Source organism: Mycoplasmopsis alligatoris A21JP2 (genome assembly GCF_000178375.1).
In the GTDB taxonomy this organism is placed as follows: Bacteria; Bacillota_I; Bacilli_A; order Mycoplasmatales; family Metamycoplasmataceae; genus Mycoplasmopsis; species Mycoplasmopsis alligatoris.
In genome coordinates this window covers 1-12,937 of record NZ_ADNC01000002.1, presented here as the reverse complement: position 1 = coordinate 12,937, position 12,937 = coordinate 1, and the positions used below count along the sequence as shown (strand labels likewise).

Here is a 12,937-nt window from a genome sequence, read left to right as displayed (position 1 = left end):
ATTAATAAACTCCTAACACTTCTGGCATTTCTAATAATTCTTTTACTCTAGAAGCAAATCTTCCAATTTCAGCTCCATCAATTCAACGGTGATCACCTGCAACAGTAATATACATAACTTTACCTGGTACAACTGCACCATTTTCTACTACAGGACGGTCAATTATAGCACCAACTCCAGCAATAGCTAATTCAGGATAGTTAATAACTGGAACTCCAAATAATGATCCTACTGAACCATAGTTTGTGATTGTAAATCCAGCACCTTTCATTTCATCAGGTTTAATTGTTCTTTTTCTTGCAGCGCCAGCTAGTCTTACAACTTCACTTGCTATTTCTAAAATACTCATTGATGCAGCATTTTTGATAACTGGAACCATTAATCCAGCTTCAGTATCAACAGCAATTCCTACATTGATTACACCTGGGTATTCTAATGTGCTTTTTGCTTCATTATATTTAGCTGTAAATTTTGGGAATTCTTTTAAAGCGATAGAAACTGCTTTAACTATGTAGGGTAAAAATGTTAATTTTACATTTTCGTTTTTTAAAACTAAGTCTTTAATTGATGAACGTAGATTTCACAATCTTGTCATGTTAATTTCATGAACTAAGTTTGTATAAGCAACATTTGATCATGAATTTGTCATAGCTTTTGCAATTGCTTTCCTCATTGGGCTAACAGCTTCTGAGTGAGGTTCAGCTACAAAAACTGGTTTAGTTGGTGCACTTGGTGCTGTTGGAGCAGCAGCTTTAGGTGCGCTTGCAACTGGAGCAGGAGTTGCTGTTGGAGCAGCGCTTTTATTTGCTAAAAAGTTTTTAATGTCATCAATCATAACTTTTCCATTAATTCCTGTCCCTGTAACTTGCTCAATATCAATGCCGTTTCTAGCAGCCATTGCACGAGCAATAGGTGTTGATTTTAATTTCATTGTTTCTCCTTATTTTTAGAATTTAAATGACATTAATTCATTTAATTTTTCAATTATTTTATCTTCATTAATCGCTTGATAGTGTTCACCTTTTGCAAGAGGAACAGTAATATCGTAACCTGTTAATCTCATCATTGGAGCTTTTAGATATTCAAAAGCATTTTCGTTTACTCTAGCCATAATTTCAGCACTTGCAGAGTATGATTTAACAGCTTCATGTACAACAAGTAATCTACCTGTTTTTTTAACCGATTCAACAATTGTTTTTGTATCAATAGGTTTTAGTGATCTTAAGTCAATTAATTCTATTGACATATTATTTCCGGCTGCTCTTAATTTTTTAATAGCATTAAGTGCATCGTGTACTTGTGCACCATATGTTACTAGTGTTAAGTCATTTCCGGGAATTAAAACATTTGCTTTTCCGATTTCTATAGTGTAGTGTCCAGCAGGTATTTCTTGTTTCCCTGAACGATATATTTTTTTAGGTTCTAAGAAAATAACAGGATCAGGATCGTTAATAGCAGCCAATAATAATCCTTTAGTATCATATGGGAAAGCTGGCATAACAACTTTAACTCCAGGAACATGTGAATAAATAGCTTCTAAAGCTTCTGAGTGATGCTCTAGAGCTCTAATTCCACCACCCATAGGCATTCTTATAACCATAGGTGATGTATATCTACCTCTTGAACGGTTTCTAATTCTTGCAGCTTGTGTAAAAATTTGTTGCATTGCAGGGTATGAAAAACCTTGGAATTGAATTTCACCAATTGGTTTTAATCCAGCAACAGCAGCACCAAATGCTACTCCGGCAATAGCTGCTTCAGAAATAGGTGTATCAAAAACTCTTTTTACACCATATTTTGCTTGTAATCCTTCAGTAGCTCTAAAAACACCACCTTCAAATCCAGCATCTTCTCCAAATAAAACAACTTTTTCATCAGCACTCATAGCTAAATCTAAAGCGTTGTTTAAAGCTTGAATATTGTTAACTAAAATTTTATCTGACATTATTTAGCTCCTTCATGTTTAGATCAAAACTTGATTGCTTCATCTTTTTGTTCTTTTAATTCTTCTGGCATTGTAGCGTATGTGTAATCAAAAACATCGTTAATATCAGTTTTGATGTTTTTCATACTTTCTTCATATGTTGATTTAACTGTAACTAATGATTCTTCTCAAATTTTCTTAATTTGTTCATCATCAAGTGCTTTAACACTTTTTAGATAATTTTCTATACGATGCATTGGCTCTCATTTTTCGTTTTCTTTTTCATCGTTTTCACTTCTGTAAATTCTTGGGTTATCTGATGTTGTATGAGGTCCTTGTCTTCATGTTAAAAATTCAACAATAACTGGTTTTGATTCATTTCTTGCATAATCCATAGCTTCTTTAATTACGTCATAACTTGCTAATAAGTCATTTCCATCAACTAATAATCCTGCACATCCAAAAGCATGAGCTTTAGCAGCGATTGTTGAAGAAATTGATTCAAAATGATTTGGTGTAGAAATTGCTCATTGATTGTTGTTTACACAAAATACTGCTGGTCATTCTTGAACAGCTGCAAAGTTAACTCCTTCAGCAAATTCTCCTTCGGTTGTTCCACCATTACCAATAAAAGTAACTGCAACTCCACCTGTTTTTTGTTGTTTAAGTGCAAAAGCTACTCCGGCGTTGTGCGAAATTTGTGATGCTATAACAATGTTAACTGGCATAACATTGCTATCTGTTGGCATAATTGATCCTTTTTCATTTCCATTTCAATAGATCATTTGATTTAGAATTGGAACTCCTAAAACTAACATAGCTGCATTTGAACGAAACGCAGGTAAAAATCAGTCTTTTTTCTTGTCCATTGCAAAAGCTGTAGCTACTTGCAATGCTTCTTCTCCTATATTTGGTGCAAAAGTTAACATTCTACCTTGTCTTTGTAACTGTAGCATATAAACATCTTGTTGTCTTGATAAAACCATTCATTTGTAGGCTTCAACAAGCTTTTCATTACTTAGTTGTGGTTTATATTTTTTATCAATTAATTTACCATCTATATCTAAGTGACGAATAATGCTTTCTGGTTTGTCCATTACATTAACTTTTCCATTTGACATTACGTATTTGTACTTCATTTTAATACCTTTCTTTATTTTAAATAATAGTTATTTTCTATTATAAGTTTTATTATATTCTTTTAGATATTAAAAAATTTAGCATCCAATTATATATGGTAAAATTTCCATAAAATGTATTTTTTAGTTGTTTTGTAGATAAAAATTGAATAAAAAAAGCCAAAAATGGCTTAATTTTTGTTTTTTAATGTTTTCATAATTTTTTCACATATATTTTTTGGTACAACTTTACATAATTGCTCATGTGTTGCGTTTAAAATACCAGAATAAGTTTTAAAATGGTTCAATAATTTAGTTTCATATTTACTACCTATTCCAGGTATTTTAGCAATTGAGCCTTCAAAAGTGCTAGTAATTCGTTTGTTTCGTAAATATTCTTTAGCAAAACGATCTACTTCTATTTGAACTGAAGCTAAAAAGTTATATAAATCTTTATTGACTATTTCAATTTTTTTAAAATTACTATTTAATATGTGACTAGTTTTATGTTTATCATCTTTAACAAGTGAAATTATATTTATTTTTATATTAAGCTCATTTAGAGCTTTTATTGCTTTTTTGAGCTGACTTATAGCACCATCAATAATTACTAAATCATTAACATTGAAGGAATTATTTTTAAAATATCTTAAAACATTTTGGTACATAAATTCATCATCGCTGTTAAATAAAAGCTGTTCTTTATATTTGCTATGGTCAAACTTTTTGTATAAACTTTTGTTTTTTTGACCGTTGCTATAAGCAATTGCAACCCCAAGTTTAGCATCATTGTTCATACTTGAATTATCAAAAGCGATTATGTTTTGAATTTTTTCTATATTTAAAAGTGCTGCTAATTGTGTAATAGCTTCAATATTTCTTAAGTTTAATTTTGATTTTTTTTGTTCAATATAAACTAAATTATTTTTATGAGCAATTTCTAAAATTGCCTTTTTTGCACCAATTTTTGGGAAAAATATCTTATTTTGGAATTCGCTTATAAACTCACTTGTTAATAAATTATCAGTTAATAAAATTTGATCTGGTAAAGCTTTTTTGTTATATAAAAAGTTTAAAAATTCACTTATTGCATCTTCAACATTTGAATGTATTTTAAAAGTTCATGAATCTTTATTGATTAAAACACCATAAATATAGTATAAAACTGTAATATGTAAATAATTATCTTTTTGTATAAAGTCAATAACGTCAATATTTTTTTCTTTCTCTAGTTCAATTTGTTGCGTTTCTTTAAGTTTTAAAAAATATTTGCTCAATTCTAAATAATCTCTTGCTTGTTCATAGTTTAATAAGTCTTCTGCAGCAAGCCGTTTTTGATTAATTTTATCTATTATTTTTTTATCCTTAAAAGATAAAATTTCTATGGCTTTTTGATATTGATTAAATCAAAAATCATTGTCTTTTTTGTCTATAAGCAAGCCATTTTCGTATAAAAGCTCACTTTCTAAAAACTGTGAAATTTGTTTTGCGCCAAATCCATGCGGAAATGGTCCAAAATAACTTGTATTATTTTCTGTATCTTTTATTAATTTACGATCTAGTTTAATGCTTAACTTTTTAGCTAAACTTATTTTTATATATGGATATCGTTTATCATCTAAAAGTTGAATATTATAAATTGGAGAATATTTTTCAATTAGTCTTTTTTCAAGAATTAAAGCTTCTTTTTCACTTTTTGTTATATAAATATCAAAGTCATTAATTTGTTTAACTAAGTCATTTGTTTTATGCGAATTTAGTCTACCTTCAAAATATTGAAGCATTCTATTTTTTAGCTTTTTTGCTTTTCCTACATAAATAATTGCATCATTTTTATCTTTTCACAAGTAAACACCTGGTTCACTTGGAAGAGATTTAATTCTAGTAATTATTTCTTCACTTTTATCATCATTAAACATAGTTAAATTTTAACAAAAAAACCTAGTATATTCCAGGTTTTGTTTGTTAATTATTAGATTTTATAAGGTATTAAAATTGAATTATTTTCCTTATTTATAGTTTTTTTAATATAAGTTTTATTTTTTAATTTAATACTTATATAAATATCATTTTCTATATTTAAAAATTCGTATTTAATAAATATAGTATTACTTTTTTGTTCAAATCATTTTGTTGTTTTGATTATTACTTGTTCTATTTCGTGTTCAGATACAACACTGTCGTTTATTAAATTTATAGTTTGTGGTAGTTTTTTAGTAGAAAAATTAATATTATCTTTTGAAATGAATAGTTCCAAATCATTAGATAAATTTTTAGAATAAACTTTGAATTCGCTGCTGGTTTTATAAATTTCTTTAGTATATTTTTCTTGATTATATTTAGGATTAAAAACAGCATATTGTCCAGGATTTATTAAATATTTTTCATTTGTTTTTGTATTGATAATAATACTTTTTAGCGCATCTATTTTTTTAATATTATCTCACTTAGGTTCTTTAATTGATGCTTTTCAAAATTCATTATTTTTGTTTAAAGCTAAAATAATGAATGTTTTTAAGGTTCAGTAAGGACTTGTATTTGAATTATATTCTTCTAAAAAAGTATGATCTTTTTTGTCAAATCCTAAATTTAATTTTCCTTCTGAATCAAAATTATTTTTATTATTAGTAAAGTAAGAAATATTTTTTGTAATAAATCATTTTAGTTCTTCAATTCCATTTGGGTAAATATTGTTTAAAGCTAAAGCGCTAAAATAAGAACTAACTGCAAATCGGTAAATTAATGAACGTCCATATCTTATTTGACAACCTTTAGAGTTAAAAAAGTATTTATATGAATCATAAAATTCAATTGCTCTATTTAAAAATAAATTAGCTCATTTTGGAAATTTATCTTTAACAAAATAATTAAAAATTAATCCATAATAATGATAACCTCAAGCTATATAATAATCTTTTTGGTTTGCCCTACCATCATAATATCAACCATCTTTTATATAACACTTATTAATTGTTTCTAAACTTTCTAGCATTTTATTTTCATTATAAAATTCTGAATTTAAACTTAATAAAGCAATGTTTACCATAACTCTAAAAAATTGTCAATTATTTTTACTAAATTCAAAATCATTTATTCTGTTTAAATAAGTACACAAATCACTTATTTGACTATGTGATAGTTCTTTTTTTAATTTATCTTTATTAAATAATATAAAAACTGCAATTGAACACATCTCAACATAAATCTGGTTATAATTTTCTGGCTTTTCTCAATTATATTTAGTGTTATTTGTTGAAGTAGCATTTATTAAACCATTAATTGTTTTAAATCAAAATGCCTTTGTTGTAGGATTATTGGTAAATTCATCTGTATCAGTAAATAAAGAAGAATATCCTCATAAAACTCTACTAAAACCTTCTATTCCTACAATGTGTTGATTGTAAACTACTTTTCTACTTCCTCATTTTAATTGAGTATCGTTTTTTGAGTAATATTTTAAAAGAGGTTTAGTTAATTTTTTTAATAAATTTGCAAAATCTTTTTTGTTACTTAAACTCATAGCTATTTTTTAAGAAAAATATTTTTTCAGTCGTTCATCACAAAACCAAAATTTATTTTTGAAAGATTTTTAAAATCTGATTCATTTTTACCTTTTAAAATTCCATTTTTTAATTCATTTAAAAACATGGTAGAGTATTTGGTATTAATCGTTAATAATCTATAAATTATTCCTAAATTTTTCATTAACTCTTCACCTTTAACAGCATTTAATTTTTCAAAAGATATTTCTTTTGCTAAATATTCAGTTTTGAATCAGTTTAACAATTTAGTTAAATCAACTTTTTTGAATATACCTAAATCAGATTTATTTGTATCTTTAGCAAGTTCTGTATACATGTTGTTAAATAATCTTATTTTGTCAATATCTTTTTGAAATTGTTGAACATTAGATTTGTTTTTAAATAGTAATGTAAAATCATTATTCTTTAAATAGTCTGAATAATCTGTCGCATCTTGTAATGATTTAGTTAAATCGCCAAGAAATAAATTTGTATAGTTTCTTACTAAAAAAGTATATTGTACATATAAAAAGTTATCTATATATCTATTTGATATTTTACTTGTTCCACCTTCAACTAATCCGTATTTAGAAACTGAAGGAGCAAATCTATTAATAGCTTTAAAAAATTTATCATTAAATTCTTTATCTAAAAAATCATTAATCAACAAATGAAGTTCTATAAATTTAAAAGGAGCATAGAATTCAAATAATGCTCATTTTCCAGAATCTTCAGTGGTTTTAGAATTATAATAGTTTGATATTAAATCATTTAGTCAATCTTTAATAATTTTTTTTGTTTCATCATTTCTATATGAATCCAATGAACTGTCTTTTTTACCAGTAGGATTAAAATTTGCATATGAGTAAACTCTAAATAATCTTCTAAAGTCATATCATCTTGATGCATTTTGAATAAACTCTAATTTTGAAGATTTTGAGTTTAAAAAATTCTCTTTAACATTTTTTAAGGCTTTTGATTCTTCTTTGTCTTTTATCAATAATTGAGACATTATTCAAACAGATGTTAAGTTTGCTTTTAATTCATTATTAGTTAAATATTTTTTTATATTAGTCAATAATTCATCGGCAATTTTTTTCTCTGAATCAAACGTAGTTTTAGATCATGTCCCATTTTTTACATTATTTAAATCTGAAAAATTTTGTTTAATATATCAATCATTCAAAAAATTATTTTTCTTAAACTGTTCAGTTGAACCAAATGGAATTATGTCTTTACTGAATTTTCCGTATTTAGCTTGTCCACTAATCAATATTTTTCCATACGCATAATTTGGAGCAACAGTTAAAGTGTAAGATAGATCTTCAACTTTATCAGTTTCTTTTAAAATAAAATCACTTGAAAGCACTTTTGATAAATCAACCGTTTCTAAATTATCGTTTTTATAGTTTAATTTAGAACCTAAATTCTTAATAAATTCATCAAGTTTACCTTCTACTCCATTATTTAAAGTATCTAATTCAGTTAATTTTGAATTTAAATCGCTTAAAAACTTGGTGTTTTTTGATTCATCAAATTGTTTTGTATTGATAAATATTTCTGCGTTTGCTACATTAGTTTTTAGTTCATCATTTTTTGCTTTTATTGCTTTGATTGAGTTGTTTTGGTCAAATAAAGTATATTTGTTTTTTATTTGTGAAACTAATAGTTTTAATTCTGCAAAAACATCTGATTGTTTAAACGTCTTAATTGAATTATTTAAGGCATCTAAAGCCGTTTGCATATTTTCTAACGACTTTGAAATATTTACAGAATCACTAGATTTAGAATCTAATAATTTTTTAGCGTTATTTACTTCAGTTTCTAATTTAACATATGAAGCTTTTGTAGATTCATTATTTTTTAAATCTTTAGATGAGTTTAATAATTCTAAATTTAGTTTAACTGGTTCAATTAAATCTTCATAAGTAATTTTAGTTTCAGTAAAATCAAAACTTAATGTTTTTTCAGTTAACTTATTAGTTTTAGCAATAGGGTTATATAAAGAAAACAGAATTGAAATTTTATTGTTTTCTTTTTTAGCTTTTAAGTCAATTCCTACTGATTGTGGAAAGTTAAAATCACTAAATTTTAAATATTTATTTAGAACTTGATTATTTACTTTTTCACCAGATATTTGTGCATATTTTGAAACATCAACAGCTTCATCTTTACTAGTTCTATTAAATGAAAATTGATAATCTTGATTGTTGAATATCTTATTAAACCCGTTTATTCATGAGTCAATATTTTTGTGTTTATTACTTAACAAAGTAACGTTATTAAAATAATCATTTACAGTTTTATTATCAACTTTTTCACTTAAAACTAAATTCTTTTCATTTCCAGGCTTATTGCTTGGAATACTTCAATCATTACCAGAACCATTTTTGGAACTTGTGTTTTCACAAGAGGCAATAATAATTGGGAATAATGCTAAAGGTGCAGATATAATTAAAGACATTTTTTTAAATTTATTTTTCATTTTTTACCTCTAATGTAAATCAAGCATTGTGATTTATATCGTTATTTAAAGCAAAATTATTAAACACACTTACACCGCTTTGGGTAGCGTTTTTAACAAAAAGTTTAACTTCATTACTTTCTTTATTTGAGTATTCTATTTTGTCATTTGTAACAAGTTTTGATTCTAAATTACTAAATTGTTTATCAAAATAGATTTCATAATTTTTTAGATTTAAATCTGATGAAGAAATAATGTTCCATCTATTAGAATTTTTTTCTGTTTCAATAACCATTGTTGTAGGACTGGATAAGTAAATTTTAGTATCTAAACCAGGTACATAAATACCTGTTTTTATTTTGGCATCATAGTCTTTATCTTTTCCAATTTTTGATTTGTTTTCTTCAACAAATGAAGCTATATAATAAGTAGTTGATTCTTTTCCATCGACTAATTTAGTATATGAAGCAATTATATAATCATGATTATTTAAAATAATTTTGAAGTTTTTTAAGTTGGTTTCATAATTGTTTTTCTTAGTTTTGTCATAATTAGGAATAGTAGAATAAGCAAATTTTTTATTTGTTTTATGATCAATTGTTAAAGTATTATAAAGTTTATTTATTTTATTTTTTTCTTTAGCAAATGAACGGTTGACATTTGCTAATATTGGATATTTAGATTCTTTATTTAGCTTGCTAGAAGCAATATTGTCTAAAACAACATAACCATTTACTTCATTGTTATCTTTATTTTCATATACAAAAATTTCTTTGTTTAAGAATTTTTCTTTTTTATATGAAGCACTGTTTTCATTTGCTTGACTTCTATTTTCAATAGTTGTTGTAACAATATTGTTTGGATTTGTAAAATGTACATTTCCTACTGTAATTATTTGATTATCTATCATAAAATAAACTTTTCTGGTGATTAAACTTGAATTTCAGTTTTCAACCATACTTTTTACAAATCCATCTTGTTTATAGATGATTCCGTTATTAAATGAGTCATTTGTATGTAATGAAACGTTATCTTCAATTTTCTTTTGTTTATCTCTTAGTGCTGCGGTAAAATCGTCATATTGTTTTTTTAGTGTTTTATCAGTTCATTTAGAAACATCAGCTCCTAATTGATCAGGGAAGTTATAAGCATATAATTTATCAAATTGACTTGTGTGAATAGATGATGTACCTGGAACTAATTCTGGATTTAAAATTGTTCAATATTCATTTGCATAAGGATTATTGTTTGCTTTTGTATGCAATGTAGTTGCTCCATCGGCATAATAATATGATTCTAAGTTTTCGCCTAAAGTTGCTTCAGGGAAACCTATTGTGCGTCCATGCAAGTTGATATTAAACATAAAATTATCTGTTTTTCAAACATAACGATCTTGGTTTTTACTAAAAACCAAACCGTTATTAGATAATGCTAAATCACTTCCAACTGGAACATTGTTTTTATCTTTTAGTGAATCAGTTCTTGTTGAAGGTTCATTATATTTATTAAAATAAGATGTTTCATAAAATTCTCAATCTTCCTTGTTTCTAGGTAAAACTGTCATTTTTTCTTTAGTTTTATATTCAATTAAATTATTAACATAAACATCTCTTATTTTGTAATCTTTTCCAAATTTAACTAAATCTTCTTTGCTAAACAAACTTAATTGTTCGATTATAAAATTATTTAATCTTGCTTTATATAATTCAGGTGCATTTTTAACAATAATAGTTAATGCTCCTAAAATATTCATACCTTTTTGCTTATCTCCATGTCCTAAACGAACTAATGAACGACCACTTAATCCATCTGAAATTGATAGATTAAACACGTAAGGCATAACTGCTAATTCTGTGAATTTATAGATTCTTTCAAATCTTTTATCTTTCGATAAATCAAAACTTGAATTTTCAAAATACTTAAATATATCAGCTATTCCAGTGTATAAAACTTCTCCATAAGAACCAGCATAAGGTAAATTATCGTGTTGAATAAATGAACCATCTTTATAAAAACCATCTTTAGTTTTTACAAATTCTCTAAATAAGTTATCATACATAGCCATAAGAGCATCTTGAATTAAACTTGTATTTTTATTTAAAATAGCAGTTGCTAAAATTGGTTTAGCAGTATCAATTACATTAGCACCAGTTTGAATTCTTTTTTTAGTAACAGGTACATAATTAATAATGGCTGTTTTTGCAGCACCACCATAACGTGCATTTGGTAAAAAGTAGTTAATACCATCACTTCATTTTTCGAATTTATCTTTAAATTCATTTGTTTTTAATTCTTCATTAAAAACTTTATTTAAAACTCCTAGAAGTTTTGTTAACTCACGTGGTATTCCAATTTCATAAAACCATCAATTAACAAATTGTTGTTGATTTCTAAAGTAATATTTTTTAGCAAAATCATCCATAACTTGAATAATTATTTTTTTAAGATCTTGATTTTTATACAACTTATTATCAGGTTCATTTATTAGATATGCTTGTGCTATAAATAACATTTTTTGTAATGCAGTTCTTACATAAGGCGCATCTGAATAACCAGGATTTACAATAACACCAGTTTCATTATTTTTTACTACTTGAATTTCTTTTTTATTAATTAAATCATAAGCACCTTGCAATGCTAAAAATTCTGCATTTTGAATACTAATTGCATTATCAATATTTACTTGTTCTATAATCAACGAAATAATACTATTTAAATTTGTAAGAGATGAATCAAGTAAATTAAAATCAGAACTTGTTTTTAATTGATTTATTTGTGTTTTAAATTCATTCAGTTTAGGACTTAAAGTTTTTTGATTGGTTGCTATTTTATTATTAGCGTTTGAAAACTTATTTAACTCTACTATAGTCGATTTTGTAAAATGATCAGCAAATTTTGCTAATATTTCTTTTTTAGTGGTAGCGTCTAAAGAACTTGGAGAAATTAATTTAGTAAATTCTTTAGTTTTTTCTAAATATTTAGCTGTTGAGTTTAATTTTAAAACGGTATCTTTTTGGGTTTCAAACTCTTTAAGTTTCTTTAATAATTCATCATTTTTATTTGTTATTTTTGAATCTATTAATTTTACTAATTCGCTTGTGTTTGAGTTGAATAAAGAAAAAATATTTTTAAAATAGTCATTAGCAAAAACTATTTTTTTAATTCCATTATCGTAAGTAGAAGCATAAAAGAAATTAGCAATAGGATTTTCTGGATATTTTAATTCATTATATTTATTAATGATTTTTTGACTTCATTTATATGCATTAGTTCTATTTTTTAGTTCAGTTGCATTAAGTTTTGATTTATCAATTCCATCAATTAAGTATTTTAATCCATTAATTTCTAAGATATTATTGTTAATAATTTCTTGATCTTTATCGCTTAATTCAAAATCATCTCTAAATCCATTTAAAACAATATTCATTGAAGATTTTGAACCATTTTTCTTTTCAGTGATAAACAATGTTATGTTTAAAGAATTCCCATTTGCTTCTGCTTTTAAGTCATAGTCAAATTCTTCTGGCATTAATTCATTTTCTGGCAATGCAAATGACTTTAAAGCATTAACTTTCATATCTAAATCAGCATTGTTTAAAACATCTTGTGCGTTTTTAGCACTAACAGATTGAATCGATTCTTCAATTGGGATAAATTTTAAATATTTATGTAAATCTTTTGCTTCTCTTGGTATTGGTTTACCATATTTGTCTGCTGTACTTCACTTATATTCAGCTATATCACTACCACATGAAATAGCACTTAAAGGAATTAAAGGCATTGCTAATATTGAACCTAAAATTAAAATATTTTTTCTTTTCATAATTACCTTTCGATAGTTTTTTTTTGTTCTATTTTTTCTAATTCAGAACTTAGAATTGGGAAATTATCGCCCTTGTATTTATTTTTA

Annotated in this window: 7 protein-coding genes; all 7 read right to left on the bottom strand. The window is 25.6% G+C overall.

Features of this window, described 5'->3' with window-relative positions:
• Nucleotide 1 precedes the first annotated feature (1 nt).
• The 7 genes from MALL_RS00045 to MALL_RS00015 all read right to left on the bottom strand — a co-directional run bounded on the left by MALL_RS00045 (nucleotide 2) and on the right by MALL_RS00015 (nucleotide 12,850).
• Complete coding sequence (locus MALL_RS00045; RefSeq protein ID WP_005683147.1) at nucleotides 2–931, bottom strand: 2-oxo acid dehydrogenase subunit E2; 930 nt, start codon at nucleotides 929–931, stop codon at nucleotides 2–4.
• Nucleotides 932–946: 15 nt separating this feature from the next.
• Nucleotides 947–1,945, bottom strand: a complete 999-nt coding sequence (locus tag MALL_RS00040; RefSeq protein ID WP_005683085.1) for an alpha-ketoacid dehydrogenase subunit beta — start codon at nucleotides 1,943–1,945, stop codon at nucleotides 947–949.
• Nucleotides 1,945–3,063, bottom strand: a complete 1,119-nt coding sequence (pdhA, locus tag MALL_RS00035; RefSeq protein ID WP_005683148.1) for a pyruvate dehydrogenase (acetyl-transferring) E1 component subunit alpha — start codon at nucleotides 3,061–3,063, stop codon at nucleotides 1,945–1,947. Before pdhA ends, MALL_RS00040 begins: the two co-directional genes overlap by 1 nt.
• Nucleotides 3,064–3,233: 170 nt before the next feature.
• The gene (locus MALL_RS00030; protein ID WP_005683155.1) at nucleotides 3,234–4,961 is read right to left on the bottom strand and encodes a GIY-YIG nuclease family protein; all 1,728 of its coding nucleotides are present in this window, start codon (nucleotides 4,959–4,961) and stop codon (nucleotides 3,234–3,236) included.
• A gap of 53 nt (nucleotides 4,962–5,014) precedes the next feature.
• Entirely contained in the window at nucleotides 5,015–6,562 is a 1,548-nt protein-coding gene (locus MALL_RS00025; RefSeq protein WP_005683075.1) for a DUF2264 domain-containing protein, read from the bottom strand.
• A 2-nt stretch (nucleotides 6,563–6,564) separates the two neighbouring features.
• Entirely contained in the window at nucleotides 6,565–9,048 is a 2,484-nt protein-coding gene (locus tag MALL_RS00020; RefSeq protein WP_005683157.1) for a hypothetical protein, read from the bottom strand.
• On the bottom strand, nucleotides 9,038–12,850 hold the full coding sequence (locus MALL_RS00015; RefSeq protein WP_005683145.1) for a polysaccharide lyase family 8 super-sandwich domain-containing protein: 3,813 nt from the start codon (nucleotides 12,848–12,850) through the stop codon (nucleotides 9,038–9,040). Before MALL_RS00015 ends, MALL_RS00020 begins: the two co-directional genes overlap by 11 nt.
• Nucleotides 12,851–12,937: the final 87 nt, after the last annotated feature.